The 23541-nt window shown below is 67.4% G+C and carries 21 protein-coding genes; 20 read left to right on the top strand and 1 reads right to left on the bottom strand.

Features of this window, described 5'->3' with window-relative positions:
• The 16 genes from rpsE to guaA form a co-directional block, all read left to right on the top strand.
• A partial coding sequence (rpsE, locus tag J7500_RS07860; protein WP_294061115.1) for a 30S ribosomal protein S5 occupies positions 1 to 525 on the top strand: 525 nt, incomplete at its 5' end.
• Positions 526 to 531: 6 nt separating this feature from the next.
• On the top strand, positions 532 to 711 hold the full coding sequence (rpmD, locus tag J7500_RS07855; protein ID WP_294061113.1) for a 50S ribosomal protein L30: 180 nt from the start codon (positions 532 to 534) through the stop codon (positions 709 to 711).
• Between the two features lie 338 nt (positions 712 to 1049).
• A complete protein-coding gene (rplO, locus tag J7500_RS07850; protein ID WP_294061111.1) occupies positions 1050 to 1574 on the top strand; it encodes a 50S ribosomal protein L15 in 525 nt (174 codons plus the stop codon).
• A gap of 169 nt (positions 1575 to 1743) precedes the next feature.
• The gene (gene secY, locus J7500_RS07845) at positions 1744 to 3105 is read left to right on the top strand and encodes a preprotein translocase subunit SecY (RefSeq protein WP_294061110.1); all 1362 of its coding nucleotides are present in this window, start codon (positions 1744 to 1746) and stop codon (positions 3103 to 3105) included.
• A gap of 36 nt (positions 3106 to 3141) precedes the next feature.
• Entirely contained in the window at positions 3142 to 3798 is a 657-nt protein-coding gene (locus J7500_RS07840) for an adenylate kinase (protein WP_294061109.1), read from the top strand.
• 46 nt (positions 3799 to 3844) lie between these two features.
• Positions 3845 to 5137, top strand: coding sequence for a BNR repeat-containing protein (locus tag J7500_RS07835; RefSeq protein ID WP_294061107.1), 1293 nt, complete (start codon positions 3845 to 3847; stop codon positions 5135 to 5137).
• Between the two features lie 165 nt (positions 5138 to 5302).
• Positions 5303 to 5686, top strand: coding sequence for a hypothetical protein (locus J7500_RS07830; protein ID WP_294061106.1), 384 nt, complete (start codon positions 5303 to 5305; stop codon positions 5684 to 5686).
• Between the two features lie 112 nt (positions 5687 to 5798).
• Positions 5799 to 5966 carry a hypothetical protein gene (locus J7500_RS07825; protein ID WP_294061105.1) on the top strand — a complete coding sequence of 56 codons (168 nt, stop codon included), beginning with the start codon at positions 5799 to 5801 and terminating at the stop codon, positions 5964 to 5966.
• 103 nt (positions 5967 to 6069) lie between these two features.
• On the top strand, positions 6070 to 6762 hold the full coding sequence (locus J7500_RS07820) for a response regulator transcription factor (protein ID WP_294061104.1): 693 nt from the start codon (positions 6070 to 6072) through the stop codon (positions 6760 to 6762).
• Positions 6762 to 8102 (top strand): HAMP domain-containing sensor histidine kinase, encoded by a 1341-nt coding sequence (locus tag J7500_RS07815; protein ID WP_294061102.1) that lies wholly within the window; start codon positions 6762 to 6764, stop codon positions 8100 to 8102. The genes J7500_RS07820 and J7500_RS07815 overlap by 1 nt, the downstream gene beginning before the upstream one ends.
• A gap of 234 nt (positions 8103 to 8336) precedes the next feature.
• A complete protein-coding gene (gene rpsM / locus J7500_RS07810; RefSeq protein ID WP_294061101.1) occupies positions 8337 to 8705 on the top strand; it encodes a 30S ribosomal protein S13 in 369 nt (122 codons plus the stop codon).
• A gap of 81 nt (positions 8706 to 8786) precedes the next feature.
• Complete coding sequence (gene rpsK, locus J7500_RS07805; RefSeq protein WP_066476841.1) at positions 8787 to 9176, top strand: 30S ribosomal protein S11; 390 nt, start codon at positions 8787 to 8789, stop codon at positions 9174 to 9176.
• Positions 9177 to 9272: 96 nt separating this feature from the next.
• Positions 9273 to 10337 carry a DNA-directed RNA polymerase subunit alpha gene (locus J7500_RS07800; RefSeq protein ID WP_294061098.1) on the top strand — a complete coding sequence of 355 codons (1065 nt, stop codon included), beginning with the start codon at positions 9273 to 9275 and terminating at the stop codon, positions 10335 to 10337.
• A gap of 178 nt (positions 10338 to 10515) precedes the next feature.
• A complete protein-coding gene (gene rplQ, locus J7500_RS07795) occupies positions 10516 to 10938 on the top strand; it encodes a 50S ribosomal protein L17 (protein WP_294061097.1) in 423 nt (140 codons plus the stop codon).
• A gap of 75 nt (positions 10939 to 11013) precedes the next feature.
• Complete coding sequence (locus tag J7500_RS07790) at positions 11014 to 13089, top strand: prolyl oligopeptidase family protein (RefSeq protein ID WP_367112970.1); 2076 nt, start codon at positions 11014 to 11016, stop codon at positions 13087 to 13089.
• 49 nt (positions 13090 to 13138) lie between these two features.
• Entirely contained in the window at positions 13139 to 14698 is a 1560-nt protein-coding gene (gene guaA / locus J7500_RS07785) for a glutamine-hydrolyzing GMP synthase (RefSeq protein ID WP_294061096.1), read from the top strand.
• A gap of 64 nt (positions 14699 to 14762) precedes the next feature.
• Here the strand turns inward: guaA and J7500_RS07780 are convergent, their stop codons facing one another.
• Positions 14763 to 15260: a hypothetical protein gene (locus J7500_RS07780; RefSeq protein ID WP_294061095.1), complete on the bottom strand. Its 498-nt coding sequence runs from the start codon at positions 15258 to 15260 to the stop codon at positions 14763 to 14765.
• Between the two features lie 295 nt (positions 15261 to 15555).
• On the opposite strand from J7500_RS07780, the gene J7500_RS07775 reads away from it, so the two are divergent.
• From J7500_RS07775 to J7500_RS07760, 4 genes are all read left to right on the top strand, one after another.
• Positions 15556 to 21948, top strand: coding sequence for a M10 family metallopeptidase C-terminal domain-containing protein (locus tag J7500_RS07775; protein WP_294061094.1), 6393 nt, complete (start codon positions 15556 to 15558; stop codon positions 21946 to 21948).
• A gap of 142 nt (positions 21949 to 22090) precedes the next feature.
• Positions 22091 to 22723 (top strand): hypothetical protein, encoded by a 633-nt coding sequence (locus tag J7500_RS07770; RefSeq protein ID WP_294061093.1) that lies wholly within the window; start codon positions 22091 to 22093, stop codon positions 22721 to 22723.
• Entirely contained in the window at positions 22708 to 23136 is a 429-nt protein-coding gene (locus J7500_RS07765) for a GNAT family acetyltransferase (RefSeq protein ID WP_294061091.1), read from the top strand. The genes J7500_RS07770 and J7500_RS07765 overlap by 16 nt, the downstream gene beginning before the upstream one ends.
• Positions 23133 to 23480, top strand: coding sequence for an ArsC family reductase (locus tag J7500_RS07760; protein WP_294061089.1), 348 nt, complete (start codon positions 23133 to 23135; stop codon positions 23478 to 23480). The genes J7500_RS07765 and J7500_RS07760 overlap by 4 nt, the downstream gene beginning before the upstream one ends.
• The last annotated feature ends 61 nt before the right edge of the window (positions 23481 to 23541 follow it).

The raw sequence follows: 23541 nt of genomic DNA, 5'->3' as shown, positions 1-23541 counted from the left end.
GAGCTGATCGAGAAGCTGGTCCACATCAACCGCGTCTCGAAGACGGTGAAGGGCGGCAAGCGCTTCGGCTTCGCGGCGCTGGTCGTCGTGGGCGACGGCAAGGGCCGCGTCGGCTTCGGTCACGGAAAGGCCCGCGAGGTCCCCGAGGCGATCTCGAAGGCGACTGCCTCGGCCAAGAAGAAGATGGTCCGCGTCCCCCTCAAGGAAGGCCGCACGCTGCACCATGACGGTGCGGGCCACTTCGGCGCCGGCCGCGTCTATGTCCGCTCGGCCCCGCAGGGTACCGGCATCATCGCGGGCGGCCCGATGCGCGCCGTCTTCGAGAGCCTGGGCGTTGCCGACGTGGTGACCAAGTCAGTCGGTACGTCGAACCCCTACAACATGATCCGCGCCACCTTCGAAGCGCTCGGCGAGCAGACCTCGCCCAAGAGCGTTGCGCAGCGCCGCGGCAAGAAGATCGCCGACCTGCTCGGCCGCGGTGGTTCGCAGACCGCCGAGGCGGATGCGGCCGCGATCGCGGAGTAAGCAATCATGGCGAAGATCAAGATCCAGCAGATCGGCTCGCCGATCCGCCGCACCAAGGATCAGCGCGCGACGCTGATCGGCCTTGGCCTCAACAAGATGCACAAGGTCTCGGAGCTCGAGGACAGCCCCGAGGTCCGCGGCATGATCCGCAAGCTGCCGCACATGGTGAAGGTGATCGAGGGCTGAGGCCTTCGTTCGCTCGCCAGGCGACAAGACAGGGAAGGGGCGGCAGGCGACTGTCGCCCCTTTTCGTTTGGGATGCGCGGAAAGGCCGGACCGTAAGCCCCTCCCCTTCAGGGGAGGGGTTTGGGGTGGGGGACTCTCCACGAGCCTTTCCGCCTGCGATTACTGCCCCACCCCAACCCCTCCCCTGAAGGGGAGGGGCTTAAGAGCGCGGGATTTGCTTGACCGGCGGTACGCGCAGGCTTGGGCGGCAAACAGGAGTCGACAAACCCCGCCTCCACCGCTATGGGCCCCGCTTCCTTTTCCATCAGCGCGACAAAAGCGAAAGCGAGTGCACGACTATGAAGCTCAACGATCTCCGCGATAATCAGGGTGCCCGCCAGGGCCGCGTCCGTGTCGGCCGTGGTATCGGCTCGGGCCTGGGCAAGACCGCTGGCCGAGGCCAGAAGGGTCAGAAGAGCCGCGAAGGCGTCTCGATCAAGGGCTTCGAGGGCGGCCAGATGCCGCTCCACATGCGCATCCCGAAGCGCGGCTTCAACAACATCTTCGCCAAGGACTATGCCGAGGTGAACCTCGGCGCGATCCAGAAGGCAGTCGATTCGGGCAAGCTGACCGCGACCGACATCACCCAGGCCGAGCTCAACGCGGCGGGCCTGACGCGCGGCGGCAAGGACGGCGTCCGCGTGCTCGGCAAGGGCGAGTTCTCGGCCAAGCTGAACTTCACCGTCGCCGGCGTGTCGAAGTCGGCGCGCGAGGCGATCGAGAAGGCAGGCGGTTCGGTCACGATCCCCGAGATCGTCCCCGCCGCCGAGAAGGCCGCTGCCAAGAAGGGCAAGACGCTCGCCGCCAAGAAGGCCGGCAAGTAAGCTGCTGATCCCCGGCCACGCGCCGGGGCCCAGCATCGCCGTCTTGGCCAACGGGACCTCCGGCCTTTAGCCGGGGAACCGATTGCCCAAAGGGTTTGATACCCTATATGAGCGGCGGGGAGCGGCGAACGCTTGCCCGCCGCTTTTGTTTCCGGGACGATACACGCACATGGCATCCGCAGCCGATCAACTCGCCTCCAGCATCAGCCTCGCGAAATTCTCGCAGGCGACCGAACTCAAGAAGCGCCTGTGGTTCACCCTCGGCGCGCTGATCGTCTTCCGGATGCTGAGCTACGTGCCGCTTCCCGGCGTCGACCCCACCCAGCTCAACCTGCTCGCGCAGCAGACCTCGGGCGGCGTGCTCGACTTCTTCAACAATTTCACCGGCGGCGCGCTCAACCGCATGTCGGTCGTCGCGCTCGGCGTGATGCCCTACATCACCGCCTCGATCGTCATCCAGCTCGCGACCTCGCTGTCGCCGCAGCTCAATGCGATCAAGAAGGAAGGCGAGAGCGGCCGCAAGCGCCTCAACCAGTACACGCGCTACGGCACGGTCGCCCTAACGGCGGTGCAGGGCTGGTTCATCGCCGTCGGTCTCGAGAGCTTCGGCGCCAGCGCCGGCCTCCAGGCCGTGATCGAGCCGGGCCTGGTCTTCCGCATCGGCGCGGTGGTCAGCCTCGTCGGCGGCACCATGTTCCTGATGTGGCTGGGTGAGCAGATCACCAGCCGCGGCATCGGCAACGGCATTTCGCTGATCATCATGGCGGGCATCGTCGCGCGCCTGCCCACCACCTTGGTCCAGCTCTTCGAATCGAGCCGCACCGGCTCGATCGATCCGCTGCGCCTGATCCTGATCGTGGTCTCGGTCGCCGCGCTCGTGCTCTTCATCTGCTTCATGGAGCGCGCCCAGCGCCGCATCCTGATCCAGTATCCCAAGCGCCAGACCGCGCGCGGCGTCCAGGCCGAGCGCAGCCACCTGCCGCTCAAGCTCAACACCGCCGGCGTGATCCCGCCGATCTTCGCCTCGTCGCTGCTGCTGCTGCCGCTGACGATCACCCAGTTCGCCGGCAACATGACCGCGGGCGAGAGCTGGTGGGGCGATTTCGTGATCGGCCTCAACACCTGGCTGCGCCACGGCTCGCCGGTCTACATGGCGCTCTACGGCGCCGGCATCATCTTCTTCTCCTTCTTCTACACCGCCGTGGTGTTCAATCCGGAGGAGACCGCCGAGAACCTCAAGCGCTACGGCGGCTTCATCCCCGGCATCCGCCCGGGCAAGAACACCGAAGCCTATTTCGACTATGTGCTGACGCGCATCACCGTGATCGGCGCGGCCTACCTCACCTTCATCTGCCTGGTGCCCGAGTTCGCGATCTCGTCGCTCGGCGGCACCTTCCTGATGGGCGGCACTAGCCTTCTGATCGTCGTCAACGTAACGATGGACACGGTGACGCAGATCCAGTCGCACCTGCTGGCGCACCAGTATGGCGACCTGATCAAGAAGGCGAAGCTCAAGGGCCGCATGCGCTAACCGCGCAGCGCAACGACAGGCAGGGGACAGTCTGAAGTGAACATCATCCTGTTGGGCCCTCCGGGCGCGGGCAAGGGCACCCAGGCGAGCCGGCTCGAGCACGAGCGGGGCATGGTGCAGCTCTCGACCGGCGACATGCTGCGCGCGGCGGTCAAGGCCGGCACGCCGACCGGCATCAAGGCCAAGGCCGTGATGGAAGCGGGGCAGCTCGTCTCGGACGAGATCGTCTCGGGCATCATCGGCGAGCGGCTCGACATGGAAGACACGCTCAAGGGCGCGATCTTCGACGGCTATCCGCGCACCGCGGCCCAGGCCGAATCGCTCGACACGCTGCTCGCCGATCGCGGCCGCAAGCTCGACTATGTCGTCGAGCTGGTTGTCGACGAGGATGCGCTGGTCGAGCGCATCACCGGCCGCTTCACCTGCGCCCAGTGCGGCGAGGGCTATCACGACAGCTTCAAGCAGCCCAAGGTCGCGGGCACCTGCGACGTCTGCGGCAGCCACGAGTTCAAGCGCCGCCCCGACGACAATGCCGAGACGGTGCGCACGCGCATGGCCGAATATCGCGCCAAGACCGCGCCGATCCTGCCGATCTACGAAGCGCGCGGGCTCGTCCGCCGCGTCGACGGCATGGCCGACATCGACGTGGTCGGCAGCCAGATCGACGCGATCCTCGACGGCCGCGAGGGCTGAGCCCCTGGGGCCGGCGGCGCGCCTCGCCGGCCTCGCGCTTTTCCTGTTGCCGGTCGCCGCGGCGCCGGTGCCCCCGATCCAGGCCGCCGCTCCCGAAACGCCGGTGCTGACTGCGATCGACCGCGTCTGGTCGGGGCATCCGGTCGGCTTCGCGCTGGCGGTGACCGATCGGCAGATCTTCGTCGGCTATTACGACGCCGCGCGTCAGCTCACCATCGCCTCGCGCTCGCGCAGCGACGGCGCCAGCTGGCGCTACCACAAGCTCGACAGCTGGCTGGGGTGGGACAGCCACAACGGCATCGCGATGGCGGTGGACGCCAGCGGCCAGCTCCACGTCGCCGCCAACATGCACAATGATCCGCTCAACTATTTCCGGACCACCGCGCCCGGCGACGTGCGGACGCTCGCGCGCGTGCCGATGATGGTCGACGCCGGGGTCGAGCGGCGCATGACCTATCCGATCTTCCTCACCGACGCCGCGGGCCGGCTGATCTTCAAATATCGCGACGGCGGCAGCGGCAACGGCAACGAGCGGTTCAATCGCTACGATCCGGCGACCGGGCGCTGGCAGGCGCTGCTCTCGGGCCCGCTGATCGACGGGGAGGGGAAGCGCAACGCCTATGCGGTGGGCCCGGTGCTCGGCCCCGACAAGCGCTTCCACCTCGCCTGGGTATGGCGCGAGACGCCCGACGCCGCGACCAACCACGACCTTTCCTATGCCCGCAGCGCCGACCTGCAGCATTGGGAGCGCTCCGACGGCACGCCGCTGACGCTGCCGATCCGGCTCTCGACCGCCGAGATCGTCGATGCGGTGCCGGTGCGCGCGGGCATGATCAACAACAACACCGTGCCCGGCTTCGATGCCCGGGGCCGGCCGATGATCAGCTTCCACAAGTTCGACGCGCACGGCGACACCCAGATCTTCGTCGCGCGGCGCGAGGGCAGGGGCTGGCGCATCGTCCAGGTCAGCGACTGGCGCGGCTTCCGCTGGGAGATCGGCGGCGGCGGGTCGCTCGACAGCCGGCTGTTCGTCGGCGGGGTCGAGCCCGCGGGCGACCGGCTGCGGCTGCGCGTGGTGCGCGACGGCGCGCCGATCGATTTTCTGCTCGATCCCGACACGCTCGCGCGCGTCGAGGAGCGGCCCGGCGACAGCCTGGCGGCGCGGCTAGCGGCCCGCGTCGCGGTTCCGGCGGGCATGCGGCTCGGCACGGTGGAGGACGCCGGCTCGGGAATCGCGCTCGCCTGGGCGACGCGCCCGCCCAACCGCGACCTCGCGACCGCCGACATTCCGGAGCCCGCGACGCTCTATCTGGTGCTCCCGCCGGTCCTTGCAAAATAGGATTTGCTTTGCTGTGCTCGCCGGGCCGAGTCCCGGGGGGCACCCAGCGGACGCGGCACGGGTCCGAATTTGCTGCGTAGAACCCCGTTTTGGTGTCTACTTTGTCCACTTCCGCGGACTGTCGACTTCCGCGGGACACAGGCAAAGGCGATCGGAGGATCGACCATGCTCAAAGCGACGTTGCTGGTTTCGGCGCTCTACCTGGCGATCGTCGGGCTCGCGCTGATCTTCTTCCCGCTCCAGTTTGGCGTCGGCGCGGTGCCGCCCGATTCGCCGCCCGAGCTCGTCGCGCTGCTGCGCCTGCTCGGCGGCCCGTTCCTCGGCATCGCGGTGCTCAACTGGCTCGCGCGCGACCTCGCCCCCTCGGCGGCGCTGCGCGCGATCCTGCTCGCCAATCTGGTGGGTTTCGGCGCAGTCGCGGCCAATGACATCTGGGGCGTCGCCACCGGCCAGTCGCGCGAGTTGGCCAAGGTCTTCCTCGTCGTGCACCTCGCCTTCGCAGTCGCCTTCGCCGCTGCGTTGCGCAGGAACGCCGGGGCGAGAGCCTGACCCATAGATGACGAAATCTTCATGCGCGCGTCACCGCGGCGTGAATCGGCGCCGGCTAGGAAGCTGGCAGGGCCGGCAGCTTCGCCGGTTCCTTGTCCGACGGAGAATTTCGATGAAGCTCACCCGCATCCTGCTCCCGGTCGCCGCAACCGCGATGATCGCCGCGCCGACGCTCGCCAGCGCCGCGACCCTCGGCCTCGGCAAGCACCACAAGGTCGAGAAGGCTGCCAAGCCGGCCAAGACCGAGAAGGCCGCCAAGCCCGCCAAGAAGGCGAAGTAAGTCCGCGATCCGGTGCCGTGTGCCCTGGCGCCGGTTCGGCGGCCGGCGGAAAGGTCCCCCTCTTCCCGCCGGCCGCTTGGCATCCTAAGCCGGGGCACCGGACATGACTCGCAAGATCCTCCTCGTCGAAGACGATGCCGCCGCTGCCGGCTATGTGGCCAAGGGGCTGCAGGAGGCTGGCTTCGCGGTCGAGACCTGCGGTGACGGCCGCGACGGGCTGTTCCTCGCGTCCGAGGGCATCTTCGACCTGATCATCGCCGATCGCATGCTGCCGGGCCTCGACGGGCTTGCGATGCTGGGCGCGCTCCGCGCCGCCAAGATCCGCACGCCGGTGCTCGTCCTCTCCGCGCTCGGCACGGTGGACGATCGCGTGAAGGGGCTCCACGCCGGCGCCGACGATTATCTCACCAAGCCCTTTTCCTTCGCCGAGCTGCGCGCGCGCATCGAGGCGCTGCTCCGCCGCGCCGAACGCTCCGCAGCCGAGCCGCAAGTGACTCGCCTCGTCGTCGGCGACCTCGAGATCGACTTGCTCGCGCGCAGCGTCACCCGCCAGGGCCGGGCGCTGCCGATCGGCGGGCGCGAGTTCAACCTGCTCGAGTTCCTCGCCCGCCACGCCGGCCAGGTCGTCACTCGCACGATGATGCTCGAGAAGATCTGGAACTATCACTTCGATCCCGGCTCGAACGTGGTGGACGTCCATATCGGCCGCCTGCGCCGCAAGCTCGAGGAAGGGTTCGACTCGCCGATCCTCCACACCGTGCGCGGCGCGGGCTACCGCCTGTCGCTCGACGCCTGATGCGGATCTCGATCACCGCGCGGCTCGCGCTGCTCGCGGTGCTGCTGTCGCTGATCACCAGCCTCGCGCTCGCCGCGCTCATCTGGCAGCAGACGCACGACGACGCGATCGAGGCGCTGCGCCGCGACACGGTGCAGCAGACCGACGCGTTCGTCGCGGTGTACCGTTCGGGCGGCGTGGCGGCGCTCGCCAAGGCGATCTCGGATGCCGAGGCCGACGACGATTCGGTCGTTGCCGCCGTCGTCGATGCGCGGGGCGTGCGCCTGCTCGGCGTCGGCCCCGACCGGCTCGCCTTCGCGCCCGCTGCCGAGGCTTTCCGCATCGCCGCGCTGGGAACGGGCGAGGATTGGGGCCGCGAGGCCGGCGTCGCGGTCCGCCCGCTCGGCCGCGACTGGCTGGTCAGCGGCCGCCTGCTCGACGATTGGGAGCGCGCCCAGCGAACGATCGAGCGCGCGCTGCTCCTCGCGGTGCTGCTCTCGATCGTGCTCGGCGTCGGTGGCGGACTCGTGCTCACGCGCTACGTCACGCGGCGGATCGATCGCATCGCCGGCGCGGTCGACGCCGTCGCGGCGGGCGATCTCGGGCGGCGCATCGGCACCGAAGGCGGGGGCGGCGACGCCTTCGACCGGCTGTCGCAGCGGATCGACGGCATGCTCGATCGGATCGACCGACTGATGGCCGAGCTGCGCATCGTCACCGATTCGATCGCGCACGATCTGCGCTCGCCAATCGCCCGGCTGCGCGCCCGCGCCGAAGCGGCCGTCACCGCCACGCAGCCGCAGCAGCGCGACGCGGCGCTGGCGGGGCTGATCGCCGAGACCGAGCTGGTGATGCGCATGCTCGCGGTCCTGCTCGAGATCAGCCGATCCGAGGCCGTGCCGCGCGATGCGCTGGTGCCGTTCGATCCGGCGGCGCTGGTGGAGGAGATCGCCGATCTCTATGCCCCCGTGGCCGAGGATGCGGGGCTGCGCTTCCGCGTGGCACTGCCGCCGGTGCCGGTCGCGCCGCTCGCGATGCACCGCGAGCTGCTCAGCCAGGCGCTCGCCAATCTGATCGACAATGCGATGCGCCACGCGGGGCAGGGGGGCGAGATCAGCCTCAGCCTGACAGTCGAGCCCGGTGCCCTGCATTTCTCGGTCGCGGACCGCGGCCCCGGAATTCCCGCCGACGATCGCGCGCAGGCGCTCGCGCGCTTCGGCCGGCTCGATCAGGCGCGCAGCCTGCCGGGCGCGGGGCTGGGGCTCGCGCTGGTCGAATCGGTCGCGCGGCTGCACGGCGGGCGGCTCGAGCTCGGCGACAATGCGCCGGGGCTGGTCGCGACGATCGTGGTGCCGGTCTGATCACCGTCGCTTGGCGCACGCACGAGCTTCGTGTATGTTCCGTCAACCCGCCAAAAGCGTGCTCGGGGCGCTTGACTCTGCCCCTGCGGCTGCATATGTCGCGCATCTTCCGAAACACCGGTTGTCCCGGCAGCGCTTTCTCGCGCTCGCCGTGCCACTGCATTTTCGGAGCAACGCTACGAGATGGGACGCAAGCTGCCATGCGGCGCCCCGTGGAGCTGGGAGAAAAATTTCATGGCACGTATTGCGGGTGTCAACATCCCGACCAACAAGCGCGTTCTGATCGCGCTGCAGTACATTCACGGCATCGGCCCGGCCAAGGCCAAGGAAATCACCGACAAGCTGGGCATCGCTGCCGAGCGTCGCGTGCAGGACCTGTCGGACCAGGAAGTGCTGCAGATCCGCGAGACCATCGACGCGAACTACACCGTCGAGGGTGATCTTCGTCGCGAGACCGCGATGAACATCAAGCGCCTGATGGACCTGGCCTGCTATCGCGGCCTGCGTCATCGCAAGGGCCTGCCGGTCCGCGGCCAGCGCACGCACACCAATGCGCGCACCCGCAAGGGCAAGGCCAAGCCGATCGCCGGCAAGAAGAAGTAATCAGCGCGGGGCGCTGATTACTCCGGAAGGCCTTCGGCCTCCGACGAGTGACCGCCCCTCATTGGGATAAAGGTCCAGAACATGGCACAAGCACCGCAGCGCCTTCGTCGGCGCGAACGCAAGAACATCACCGCCGGCGTCGCCCACGTGAACGCCAGCTTCAACAACACGATGATCACCATCACCGACGCGCAGGGCAATGCGATCTCCTGGTCGTCGGCCGGCATGATGGGCTTCAAGGGCTCGCGCAAGTCGACCCCTTACGCCGCCCAGGTCGCCGCCGAGGACGCGGGCCGCAAGGCCGCCGAGCACGGCGTGCGCACGCTCGAGGTCGAGGTGAAGGGCCCGGGTTCGGGTCGCGAGTCGGCGCTCCGCGCGCTGCAGGCGGTCGGCTTCCAGATCACGTCGATCCGTGACGTGACGCCGATCCCGCACAACGGCGTCCGTCCGTCGAAGCGCCGTCGCGTCTAAGTTCTGCGTGCGCCGCGGGCCCTGAGGCGGGTCTGCGGTCCATGCAGCAGTTACCTGGCGGGGCCGCCTCAGTCCCGCCCAACATGAGGAAAGCCCGTGTCGGTCAACGCTAAGAACTGGCAGGAACTCAAGAAGCCCAACGGCCTCGAGAAGAAGCCCGGTGGCGATCCCAAGCGCAAGTCGACCTTCGTCGCCGAGCCGCTCGAGCGCGGCTTCGGCCTGACGCTCGGCAACGCGCTGCGTCGCGTGCTGCTGTCGTCGCTCCAGGGCGCCGCGGTCACCTCGATCAAGATCGAGAACGTCCTTCACGAATTCTCGTCGCTCGCCGGCGTGCGTGAGGATGTGACCGACATCGTGCTGAACGTGAAGCAGATCGCGCTCAAGATGCAGGGCGAGGGCCCGAAGCGCCTCCAGCTCTCTGCGACCGGCCCGGCCGAAGTGAAGGCGGGCGACATCGCCGTCTCGGGCGACATCGAAGTGATGAACCCCGATCTGGTGATCTGCCACCTCGACGACGGCGCGACGCTCAACATGGAGCTGACCGCCGACACCGGTAAGGGCTATGTCCCCGCCGCGTCGAACCGTCCGGCGGACGCCCCGATCGGCCTGATCCCGATCGACGCGCTGTACAGCCCGGTTCGCCAGGTCTCGTACAAGGTCGAGAACACCCGCGTCGGCCAGGAGCTCGACTACGACAAGCTCACGCTGTCGATCGAGACCGATGGCACGATCACTCCGGAAGACGCCGTGGCCTATGCCGCGCGCATCCTCCAGGACCAGCTGGCGCTCTTCGTCCACTTCGACGATTCGGCGATGACCCGCGCGGCGGCCCCGGTGGCCGGTGGCGTGGCTGCGGCCCCCGAGGCTGGCGGCGACGCGGCGCAGATCAACCGCTACCTGCTCAAGAAGGTCGACGAGCTCGAGCTTTCGGTCCGCTCGGCCAACTGCCTCAAGAACGACAACATCATCTACATCGGCGATCTGGTCCAGAAGACCGAGGCCGAGATGCTGCGCACGCCGAACTTCGGCCGCAAGTCGCTCAACGAGATCAAGGAGGTCCTGTCGTCGATGGGTCTCCGCCTCGGGATGGAAATCCCGGGCTGGCCGCCCGAGAACATCGAGGAAATGGCCAAGAAGCTCGAGCAGGAGATCATGGGCTGAGCCGCACGGGATTGGCGCGAGCTAATCCCGAGACGGCGCAGGCCACGATATCCGACCCCGCCTGACTCGCATCGAGTCGAGTCAAGCGGAGTCAACCAAGGGCTTTGGGCGGTGGCCCTCATCACCGCCTGGTCTGGGGTTCCGTGACACGGCCCCTTAACGAACGAAGGAAGTACCCATGCGTCATCGCGTCGGCGGCCGTAAGCTGCAGCGTACCTCGGCCCACCGCGCCGCCCTGTTCCGCAACATGGCCGCGGCCCTGATCAAGCACGAGCAGATCACCACCACGACTGCCAAGGCGAAGGAGCTTCGCCCCTACGTCGAGAAGCTGGTCACGCTCGCCAAGAAGGGCGGCCTTTCGAACCGCCGTCTGGCGCACGCCCGCCTGCTCGACGACGCGCAGCTGGTGAAGCTGTTCGACGTGCTGGCGGCGCGCTATGCCGACCGCAACGGCGGCTACACCCGCATCATCAAGGCTGGCATCCGCAAGTCGGACGCCTCGCCGATGGCGATCATCGAGTTCGTCGACCGCGACGTCTCGGCCAAGGGCCAGGACTCGGGTCCGGTCTACAACGACGAGGACTTCGACGCGGCGGCGTAAGCCTCTCGCGGGTTGCGAAGTAGGAAAGGCCGGGCCATCAGGCTCCGGCCTTTTCTGTTTTTCCGGAGCCCGACCGTGCCGCAATCGCCGATCCGCTATCCCGACACCCGCCGCGACGAGATCGTCGAGGAGCAGTTCGGAACACCGGTGGCGGATCCCTATCGCTGGCTCGAGAACGACGTCCGCAATGACGACGAAGTCGCCGCCTGGGTCGCGGCGCAGAACCAGGTCACCGACGCCTATCTCGCGACGCTGCCGGGTCGCGACTGGTTCAGAAGCCGCATCCGCCAGCTCTTCGACTATGAGCGCTTCGGCCTGCCGCAGAAGAAGGGCGGCCGCTATTTCTACATGCACAACAGCGGCCTGCAGAACCAGGCGGTGCTCTATGTGCGCGACAGCCTCGACGGTCCCGGCCGCGTCCTGATCGATCCCAACGGCTGGTCGGACGACGGCGCGACCGCGCTCTCCGAATGGATGCCGTCCGAAGACGGCCGCTACCTGCTCTATGCCGTGCAGGACGGCGGCACCGACTGGCGGACTGCCCGCGTGCTCGACGTCGAGACCGGCCACGACACCGGCGACGTTGTCCATGGCATGAAGTTCACGCTTGCCGCGTCCTGGGCGAAGGACGGCAGCGGCTTCTTCTACTCGCGCTATCCCGAGGTCGCCGAGGCCGAGAAGTTCCAGGCGGTCAACGAAAACCACAAGGTCTATTTCCACCAGCTCGGCAATCCGCAGTCGGCCGACCGGCTGATCTACGAGACGCCCGCGACGCCGAGCCGCAGCCATTATGCGCAGGTCACCGACGACGGCGAATGGCTGGTGATCACGACCAGCGAAGGCACCGACGACCGCTACGAGATCACGCTCGCGGACCTGCGCGACCCGGCCTGGCCGACGCGGACGATCATCCACGGGCTCAACCACCATTGGTCGCTCGCCGGCAACAACGGCACGCGCTTCTATTGGGTGACCAACAAGCGCGCGCCGCGGATGCGGATCGTCACGATGGACGTCGAAACCAACGACCATCCCGACGCGCACGAGCTGGTGCCGCAGGACGCCGCGACGCTGGAGGGCGCCGCGATCATCGGGCGCGTGCTGGTCGCGAGCTATCTGGTCGACGCCCACACCGACGTGCGCCGCTTCGCGCTCGACGGCTCCCCGCTTGAGCCCGTCAAGCTCCCCGGCATCGGCACGGCCTCGGGCTTCGGGGGCGAGCAGGGCGATCCCGAGACCTTCTTCGCCTTCACCAGCTTCAACGAGCCGACGACGATCTACCGCCACAATGTCGCGACCGGCGAGAGCGCTGTCTGGGCGGCACCGCGGCTGCTGTTCGATCCGGCAGACTATCGCGTCGAGCAGCACTTCTACGCGTCGAAGGACGGCACGCGCGTGCCGATGTTCGTGGTGCGGCACAAGCGCGTCACCGGCCCCGCGCCGACTTTGCTCTACGCCTATGGCGGGTTCAACATCCCGGTGACGCCCAGCTTCTCGGCCTCGCGCATCGCGTGGATGGAGCAGGGCGGGGTGCTCGCGGTCGCCAATATCCGGGGCGGCGGCGAATATGGCAAGGAATGGCACGACGGCGGCCGGCTCGCCAACAAGCAGAACAGCTTCGACGACTTCATCGCGGCGGGCGAATATCTGGTGGCGCAGGGGATCGCCGGAGCAGGTCAACTCGCGATCCAGGGCGGCTCGAACGGGGGGCTGCTCGTCGGTGCCGTGGTCAACCAGCGCCCCGATCTGTTCGCCGCGGCGCTGCCCGCGGTGGGCGTGATGGACATGCTGCGCTTCGATCGCTGGACCGCCGGCCGCTATTGGGTCGACGACTATGGCCATCCGTCGAAGGAAGAGGATTTCCGCCGCCTCCTTGCCTATTCGCCCTATCACAATGTCCGCGGCGGCCGCGACTATCCGGCGATCCTGGTGACCACCGCCGACACCGACGACCGCGTCGTGCCGGGGCACAGCTTCAAATACACCGCCGCGCTCCAGGCCGCAGACATCGGCGACAAGCCGCATCTCGCCCGCATCGAGACGCGTGCAGGGCACGGGTCGGGCAAGCCGACCGACAAGATCATCGAGGAAGCCGCCGACCTCTGGGCCTTTGCGGCGAAGTGGACCGGGCTGGACGTCGAGGCGCGCTGAGCGGGAACAGCGGCTTTACAGAAATGGGCGGGCTAACTATCGCCCGGCCATGACGGTCGAGCACAGCGAATCCATCCTCATCGTCGATTTCGGCAGCCAGGTGACCCAGCTGATCGCGCGCCGCGTGCGTGAGGCTGGGGTCTACAGCGAAATCGCTCCCTTCACTTCCGCGGCGGAGGCGTTCGCGCGGATGAAGCCGCAGGGCGTGATCCTCTCCGGATCGCCCGCCTCGGTGCTCGACGAAGGCAGCCCGCGCGTGCCGCAGGCGATCTTCGATTCCGGCGTACCGATCCTCGGTATCTGCTACGGGCAGCAAGTGATGATGCACCAGCTCGGCGGCACCGTGACGCTGGGCGAATCGGGCGAGTTCGGCCTCGCCTTCATCGAGATCGAGGACAGCTGCGTGCTGTTCGACGGCGTGTGGCACGAAGGCGAGAACCACCAGGTGTGGATGAGCCACGGCGACAAGGTCACCGAGCTCGCGCCGGGCTTCCGCTCGGTCGCGGTGAGCCCCGGATCGCCCTTCGCGGTCGTCGCCGACGACCAGCGGCGCTATTACGCCACCCAGTTCCACATGGAAGTGGTGCACACGCCCGACGGCGCCAAGCTGCTCGCCAATTTCGTGCGCCACGTCTGCGGTCTTGCCGGCGACTGGACGATGGCCGAGTTCCGCGCCGCCAAGATCGCCGAGATTCGCCAGCAGGTCGGCAGCGGCCGCGTGATCTGCGGCCTCTCGGGCGGCGTCGACAGCGCAGTGGCGGCAGTGCTGATCCACGAGGCGATCGGCGAGCAGCTCACTTGCGTCTTCGTCGACCACGGGCTGATGCGCTCGGGCGAGGCCGACCAGGTCGTCAGCCTGTTCCGCGGCCACTACAACATCCCGCTCGTCCATGTGAACGCCGAGACGCTGTTCCTGAACGGGCTGGCCGGAGTCACCGACCCCGAGGCCAAGCGCAAGTTCATCGGCAAGACCTTCATCGACGTGTTCGAGGAAGAGGCGCGCAAGATCGGCGGCGCCGAGTTCCTGGCGCAAGGCACGCTCTATCCCGACGTGATCGAGAGCGTCAGCTTCACTGGCGGCCCGTCGGTGACGATCAAGAGCCACCATAATGTCGGCGGCCTGCCCGAGCGGATGAACATGAAGCTCGTCGAGCCGCTGCGCGAGCTGTTCAAGGACGAGGTCCGCGCGTTGGGCCGCGAGCTCGGCCTGCCCGACGTGTTCGTCGGCCGCCACCCGTTCCCTGGGCCTGGCCTGGCGATCCGTATCCCGGGCGAAGTCACCAAGGAACGCTGCGACATCCTGCGCAAGGCCGACGCGATCTACCTCGAGGAAATCCGCAACGCCGGGCTTTACGACGCGATTTGGCAGGCCTTCGCAGTGCTGCTGCCGGTCCGCACCGTCGGCGTGATGGGCGATTACCGCACCTATGATTCGGTGCTCGCGCTGCGCGCGGTCACCTCGACCGACGGCATGACCGCGGTCGCCTTCCAGTTCCCCGGCGATTTCCTGGCCCGCGTTGCGACGCGAATCGTAAACGAAGTGCGCGGGATCAATCGCGTCACCTACGATTACACCTCGAAGCCGCCCGGCACGATCGAGTGGGAGTGACGCGAACTGCGGAGTCCGAGAGGGGAAGTCTCCTGCGCGGCTTTGGGTTCGGTCCCGCGGCCGGCTAATTTCTTCTGACGGGCCTGCTCGGAGAAGGGAGTGGGTTCGGCGCGGCCAGATCGGGTTCCGGGGCAGCCGAGCGGCCGCCGGGCCGAGCCGCGACTACCTCGGCATATCCGCCGCAATATCGGGCGCCGGCTTTGCCGCCCGACACCTGCACGCCGCAATAATCCTTGCGACGCATCACCACGTCGCGAAGGACCAGAGCGCGCCCGTTGTGCAGCTCCACCGTCAGATGCCCGTCGGGGCCAACCCTCACAAAGGCCGTCGACAAGATACGGCGTCCAAGCGTCTCTGCGGCTGAATCTGCCGGCCGTGTGGGGAGGAGGTTCTCCGCCGCGGACACGGCCTCCGGGCTGGTCGCCACCGCGGCTCGCTGGCTTTGGATCGTGCTTTCGGGAATCGCACCGCGATCCTGCCTCGGGCTACGCATGGCGGTTTCCTGAGGAGAAGGCGTGCATGCGACGAGCGCCGCCACGAACGATGGCAAGATGCGGATCATCGCGCTCCTCCATGAGCTTGCGCACGGCTCCTCTTAGACGAACCGCGACTCCAAGTCACATCAGAACAAGGGCGTGCTGAGCCGGGTGTGAATCACGATGGGCCGCGCTCGCCCGCTTGCTCCGCTCGCCGTTCGATTCACTCGTACTGCCTCGAATTGGCACGGATTGCGTCGCCGCCGATCGGCGGCGCTTGACAGCAATTATCTTTCGTAAAGCATGCAGTTACTTGCATCCGTCCGCGCAATTGCGCGCCGCGGAACGGACTATGCGATTGCGCCAGACAGGGGGACTAGCATGAGTGCTTCCGAACTCGGCAACACCACTTCCACCGACGAATCGCTTCTCACCTGGGATTCGCTCTCGGAAATCCCGCACGCCCCGGTTGTAGAGGAAGAAGGATCGACGAAGGGCGGTGACACCGCGGCGTCCGGCGGAGGCGCCACGAGCGCCAATCCCGAGGGCGGCGGCTTGGGCGAGCTGCTCCCGCTGGTGAACAACCCGGATGGAAGCTGGTCGATCACCGGCAACCGCAACGTCGACGCGGTGCTGATCGGCTCCAAATGGGGCACGCTCAACCTGACCTACAGCTTCCCGACCTCGGGCTCCAACTACAATGGCTCCGGCTACGACAGCAATGGCGTCAGCCTCTATCAGATGGAGCTGGGCTCGATGCAGCAGGCGGCGGCGCGCGCCGCCTTTGCGCAGATCTCGGCGGTGACCAACCTGACGTTCACCGAAATCACCGAGACCGACACGGTCCACGCCAACATCCGCATCTCGCAGACCGGCGACACCGACGTTCCCTCTGCCTATGGCGGCTTCCCGTCCGACACGCGCGGCGTCGCGGGTGACATCTGGTTCGGCCGTAACAACCAGCCCTATTACGACATGGCTGCCAAGGGCACGTGGGGCTTCGCCACGATGATGCACGAGATCGGCCACACCATGGGGCTGAAGCATGGGCATCAGGACTATACCAACACCGATCTGTCCTTCTATTTCGGGTCCTTCCCGCGCCCCGGCACCCAGTCGCTGACGCCGGATCGCGACGGCCAGGCCTGGTCGCTGATGACCTATACCCCAGCGCCCTTCACCAACAGCAACTTCGCCGGCGAGAAGGTCAACCAGCCCCAGACCTACATGCAGTATGATCTGGCGGCGCTGCAGTATCTGTACGGCGCAAACTACACGACCAACGCTGGCGACACGGTCTATAGCTGGAGCGCGACCACCGGCGAGATGTTCGTCAACGGCGTCGGTCAGGGTGCTCCGGCCGGCAACAAGATTCTGATGACGCTGTGGGATGGCGGCGGCAACGACACGCTGGATCTCAGCAACTATGGCCGCGGCGTCACGGTCGACCTGCGTCCGGGCGCCTTCTCGACCTTCGACCAGGATCAGGTCGCCAATCATCTGGCCTATCAGAACCTGACCGCGCTGGCGCCCGGCAACGTCGCCATGTCGCTGCTCTACAACAATGACGCCCGCTCGCTGATCGAGAATGCCAAGGGTGGCGTTGGCAACGACATCTTTGTCGGCAACATCGCCAACAACATCCTCGACGGCGGCGCCGGCAGCGACACGGTGATCTTCACCAACACGACGGGGATCACCGTCACGCTGAACGACACCAACGCCGACGTCATCGTTACGCACGACGGCGAGACCGACACGCTGCGCAGCATCGAGAACATCGGCGGCACCAGCGGCAACGACACGCTCACCGGCAACAGCCAGGCGAACGTGCTCGTCGGCGGCTCGGGCGGTGCCGACGTCCTCACCGGCCTCGGCGGCGACGATCGCCTGATCGGCGGCGGCTTCACCACCACGACGACCTATTCGGCGCCGTCGCAGGCGGACATCACCAAGGCGCAGTCGACCAACAACGGCTCGATCGCCACGGCCGTGGACACGACCGGCGCCTTCGACGTCGACGCCAACCCGGATATCACCAACGCGACCAGCCTTCCGCATGCGACGATCAACGCGACGGCGGCCGGCGGCGCGGTGGAATATTACAAGATCGTCGTGACCCAGGCGGGCGCGCAGGCGATCTTCGACATCGACGGCAACGGCACGCTGGGCGACAGCATCCTTGAGCTCGTCAACAGCTCGGGCACGCTTCTGGCGTCGAACGACACGGGAACCGGCGATGTGTCGGCGCCCGGGCACGACGACGCCTATCTGACCTACACCTTCGCGGCACCCGGCACTTATTACATTCGCGTGGGTCAGTGGACGGGCAGCACTGCCGCCCAGCCGCTCACTGCTGGGATGACCTACCAGCTGAATATTTCGCTGCAGGGCGCGGCCGCCGTGACCACCACGGTCACCGCGACCAACACCAGCAGCGCAGTGCTCGACGGCGGCGATGGCAATGACTTCCTCCAGGGCACGATCGCCAACGACGTGCTGAACGGCGGCAGCGACAACGACACCGCCTCGTTCGTGAACGCGTTCAGCGGCGGCTCCACCACGGGTGTCACGGTCGACCTCAATGTCCAGGGCGTGGCTCAGGACACGGTCGCAGCCGGTTCGGACACGCTGATCGGCATCGAGAACCTGGTCGGGTCAGCGCTTAACGACACACTCACCGGCGATGGCAACGACAACGTCATCGAAGGCGGTCTGGGCAACGACGTCCTCGTCGGCGGCGCGGGCATCGACACGGCTTCGTTCGCGGGCGCTTCGACCGGCGTAACGGTTAGCCTTGCCGGCCAAGGCTCGGCGCAGAACACCGGCGCGGGCTCCGACACGCTCAGCGGCTTCGAGAATCTCGCAGGCTCGGCATTCAACGACAGCCTGACCGGAGACTCGAACGCCAACACCCTGACCGGCGGCGCGGGCGACGACACGCTGAACCCGGGCGCGAATGCGATCGGGGTCGTGGACGTGCTCGACGGCGGCGCGGGCTCGGATACCGCCTCCTTCGCTGGTCTGGGCGGGGTGACCGCGATCCTCAACGGCGCCTCGGACGGAAGCGCGCTCGTCAACAATCTGCCGGTCGCCACCCTCCGCAGCATCGAGAACCTGCTCGGCAGCGACGGTAACGATACGCTGATCGGTGACGGCAACGACAATGTCGTCGAGGGCGGCCTCGGCAACGACGTCATGATCGGCGGTGACGGCGTGGACACGCTGTCCTTCCGTGGTGCGACGGGCGTGACGGTGAACCTCGGCGGCCCCGCGACTCAGAATACGGGGCTCGGCTTCGACACCATCATCGGCTTCGAGAATGTCCGGACCGGATCGGGCGCCGACAACGTTACGGGTGATGCCGGCGACAACGTCTTCTTCGAAGGCGGCGGTGCCGACATCTACAACGGTGCCGGCGGCTCGGACACGCTGGACTATTCCGCCGCGACTTCGGCGGTGACGGTGAACCTCGGTTTGACTGCGGCGCAGAACACCGGCAGCTCCACCGGCTCCGACACGATCACCAATGTCGAGAATGTCGTCGGTGCGACGGCCTTCGCCAACACGCTTCGCGGCAGCGCGGCGCTGGCCAACCGGCTCGTCGGCGGTGCCGTCGCTGATTATCTGGAAGGCAACAGCGGGGACGATACGCTGGTCGGCGGTGACGGCAACGACATCCTGAACGGCGACCTCTACAGCTCGCTGGCGAGCGGTGCCGATACGCTGGAAGGCGGGGCGGGCTCCGACGTCCTGATTGGCGGCGCCGGCAACGACGTGCTGCGCGGCGGCGACGGCGACGACACGCTGATCGGCGGCATTGCTGCGGGCACTACTGCAAGCGTGTCTCAGGTCTTCACCAACGACGGTGGCCAGGACACGTTCGACGGCGGCGAAGGCTCCGATATTGCCTATGCCTATTACACCGACCAGACCGGAGGCATCGCGTTCGACCTGGCGAATGTGGCGGGCAACAGCGCCATCACCATGGGCGGCGTCGCGGCGGGTGCCTTCATCAGCATCGAACGCGTTATCTTCCGCGGCGGCTCGGGAGCGGACACTGTCAGGGGCAGCGGCGCGCTCGACACGCTGGTCGGCAATGCCGGCGACGACGTCCTCGACGGCTGGTTCGGCAACGACACGCTCTCGGGCGGGCTCGGCAACGACACGCTGATCGGCGGCGAGGGGCTCGACACCGCGACCTATGTCAACGCGACCGCGGGCGTGAACGTCGACCTCCGCATCGCTGGCGCGCAGGACACGGGCGGCGAGGGCGTCGATACACTGAGCGGCATCGAATATCTCACCGGCTCGAACTTCGGCGACACGCTGCGGGGTGACGACGGGTTCAACCTGCTCGTCGACAATGCGGTGTCCGGGCCGGCGGGCCAGACCGACTCGCTGTTCGGCTATGGCGGCCAGGACAGCATCCTGGTAACGCGCGCCACGGGGACGGTCGCGACCAACGTCAACATGGACGGTGGCGACGATAACGACTTCATCGAGCTGCGCAGCGGCGCGCTGTCCTCGGGGCTCGCTAGCAACGTCGACGGCCTGATCGGCCAGACCTATGCCGCGCTGGGGGCCACTTCGAACGATCGCAATGTCGATGTGGTGAATGTCGACGGCGGTGCGGGCAATGATCGCATCATCCTGACCGGCGTCGCGAGCGCAACGGTGAATGCCGGGACGGGTGCCGACGTGGTCAGCATCAGCATGCGCGGCGCGGCCAGCGTGAACAATTACCTGCTCACGCTCGGCACCGGGGCGGACGTCATCCAGCTCGGTGTCGGTGCGACGGCTGCGGCGTCGACCGACGTGGCGACCACTGCCCGGACCAACCGGGTAACGGACTTCGAAGTCGGCAATGCCGGCGACAAGTTCGAGATGTCGACCTTCCTGAGCCTCGGCCTCGTCGGCTATTCGGCGGCGACCGGCGCCTTCGCCAGCGGCCATCTGCGGCTCACGCAGTCGGGGACGGACCTGTTGCTGCAGGTCGACCGCGATGGCGCGGCCGGCGCGGCCAACGGCCTGGTCACCATCTTCGCCATCGCCAACGGCTACACGGGCGGGTTCACTGCCTATAACTTCGACGGCTTCATCGGCGATCTGGTCCTCACCGGCTTCGACACCGACGAGACCATCACCGGGGCCACAGGCAACGACACCCTGAGCGGCGCGGGCGGCAACGACGTGCTGATCGGCCTGGCCGGGAACGACACGCTCGACGGCGGCAATGGCGATGACACGCTGTTCGGCGGCGCGGGCGACGATACGCTGATCGGCGGCGCGGGCATCGACACGGCCAGCTACGCCGACGCCACCGCCGGCGTGACCGTGAACCTTGCCCTCACCGGCGCCCAGGCGACTGGCGCGGGTTCCGACACGCTCGGCGGAATCGAGAACCTGATCGGGTCGGCGTTCAACGACGTCCTGACCGGCGACGCGGGCGCCAACCGGATCGAAGGCGGGGCGGGCGACGACCGTCTCGATGGCGGCGGCGGCGCGGACGCGCTGACGGGCGGTGCGGGCAACGATACCTATGTCGTCGACAATGCGGGCGACGTGGTGACCGAGCTCAGCGGCGAAGGCAGAGACACCGTCGAATCCGCGATCAGCTACACGCTGGGTGCGGAGCTCGAGAACTTGCTCCTCACCGGCGCGGCTGCGAACGGGACGGGCAACGCACTCGCCAACGTCCTCACCGGCAATGACCTCGCCAACGTCCTCACGGGCAATGCCGGTGTCGACACGCTGATCGGCAACGGCGGCAACGACCGCCTCGACGGCGGGGTGGACGGAGCGGTGGATACGCTGAGGGGCGGGACCGGCGACGATACCTATGTCGTCGGCGAGGCCGGTGAGGTCATTACCGAGCTTGCCGGCGAAGGCGGCGCCGACCGGGTGGTCGCCTCGATCAACTACACGCTCGGCGCCAATCTCGAAGTGCTCGAACTGGTCGGCAGTGCCAAGAACGGTACCGGCAACGCGCTCGACAATCTGATCATCGCCAACGATCAGAAGAACGTGCTCGACGGCGGTGCTGGTATCGACACGGTCAGCTACGAGGCTTCGGACGGGGGCGTCCTCGTTCGCCTCGACAATGTCCGCACCGGCAGCAGCGGGTTCCTGGGGAATATACTGGGCGCCATCGAAGACTATCTGCCGGACGGCGTTGGCGGCTACGCCACCGGCGATCGCCTGCTGAACTTCGAGAACATCACCGGTTCGGCCCACAGCGACCAGCTGTTCGGCAACAATATCGCCAATGTTCTGAGTGGCGGCGCGGGTGCCGACATTCTGTACGGAGACGCCGGCGACGACGCCCTCCATGGCGACGCGGGCCGTGACGCCCTCTATGGCGGGAGCGGCAACGACCGGCTGTTCGGCGGAGCGGACTCCGATGTGCTCGACGGCGGGGATGGTGCGGATCGCATCTCCGGGGGCGCGGGCGACGACATCCTGACCGGTGGAGCAGGCAACGACGTGTTCGCGTTTGCCGAACTGGGCGGCCGCGACAGCATCACCGACTTCCGCCGCGGCCAGGACAAGATCGACCTGAGCGGTCTGGACGCCGACACCCGGACAGAAGCCATGGATGCGTTCCATTGGATCGGGAACAAGGCGTTCAGCGGAGTCGCCGGCGAATTGCAGCTCTACCGCGATCACGGGGACTATTTCCTTGCCGGCGACGTCAACGGCGACAAGGTGGCCGATTTCGTGATCGGAGTGGATAACGTCCAGCTGCAAAGCAGCGACATCTTCTTCGGCTAAGCCGACGACCGAAACGCCCACGCAAGAAGGCGCCTCGGCTTCATGCCGGGGCGCCTTTTGCCATGGAAGAAGCGATCGGGCGGCCGGCCGGCGGTTGCCTCCGCGACATTGCGCGTGCAAGGATCGCGCCGGAAGGAATGTGATGCCGAAGCCACGCATGACCGCCGCCGCGCTCGTGCTCGCACTTGCCGCATGCGCGCCTGAGCAACCTGCGGACAACGGATCCGGCACCGCGCGCCTGGTGGCAGAAGGCAATGCGGACGAGATCGTCGTGCCCCAGGGCAACGGCACCGACGGCAATGCGGCCGCTCCGACCCCTACGAACCATGGAGTGAACCTCGCCCCGGATGGGCTCGCGCTCGTCCTCCAGGGCGGCGCCACGCGGCATATCGGCTTCGGCCTGACGCGCGAGGAAGCGGTGCGGCTCGTCTCGGCAGGGCTCGGCGAACCGGAGAGCCAGGACTTCAACCAGGAATGCCCCGGCGGTGCGCTAGAGGAAGTCGAGTTCGACGGCGGGCTCGGCCTGTCGTTCAGCGAAGGCCGCTTCGTCGGCTGGGATCTCAACAGCCGCGACGACGGGCGCTTCACCACGGCCGCCGGGATCGGACTGGGCTCCACGCGGAAGCAGCTCGAGAGCGCGATGGCGATCGAAGTCGAGGAAAGCTCGCTCGGCCACGAATTCCATTCGGGCATGCTGTCCGGGCTGCTCGATTCGCTCGCGCCGACCGGCAAGATCACGGCGCTATGGGCGGGCAACACTTGCATCTTCCGCTGATCGCCGCGGCTGGCAGCGAAGACGAAGCGGCGGTGGTGGCGCTGTGGCGCGCCTGCGAGCTCACGCGCCCGTGGAACGATCCGCATGCCGACTTCCGCCTGGCACTGGCGAGCGGCAGCGCTGCGGTGCTGGTGGCGCGCGCCGACGCAGGGCTTGCCGGCGCGGTGATGGTCGGCTTCGACGGACATCGCGGCTGGGTCTATTATCTGGCGGTCGCGCCCGAGCGCCGACGGCATGGGCTAGGCCGCGCACTGATGCAGGCGGGTGAGGACTGGCTGAGGGGGCGCGGCGCGCCCAAGACCCAGCTCATGGTGCGCGAGGACAATGAAGCCGCGCTCGGTTTCTACGAGGCGCTAGGGCTCGAGCGGCAGAAGGTTGTGACGCTCGGTCGTTTCCTTAAGGAGGGCGCATGAGCATTACCGTCTACGGCATCAAGAACTGCGACACGATGAAGAAGGCGCGCGCCTGGCTCGACGAGCATGCGGTCGCCTATGCTTTCCACGACTATAAGGCCGAGGGGATCGACGCGGCGCGGCTCGCGCGCTGGATCGACACAGTGGGCTGGGAGCCGCTGCTCAACCGCGCCGGAACCACTTTCCGCAAGCTTCCCGATGCCGACAAGCAGGGCCTGGACGCAACCAAGGCGAGCGCGCTGATGTTGGCGCAACCCTCGATGATCAAGCGCCCCGTCGTTGAATATCCGGGCGGATTGCTCGTCGGCTTTGCGCCGGAACGATTCGCCCGCGCGCTGCTCTGAGTGCTGCTGCCGGGCGCGCGGTGGCGGGTCGGGCGATTTCGCGCTATGCTTCCCCGCTTGG

This window comes from Sphingomonas sp., from assembly GCF_017744835.1.
Lineage (GTDB): Bacteria > Pseudomonadota > Alphaproteobacteria > Sphingomonadales > Sphingomonadaceae > Sphingomonas.
Note: the sequence above shows the minus strand (reverse complement) of the source record. Positions and strands in the feature narration are given on the sequence as shown.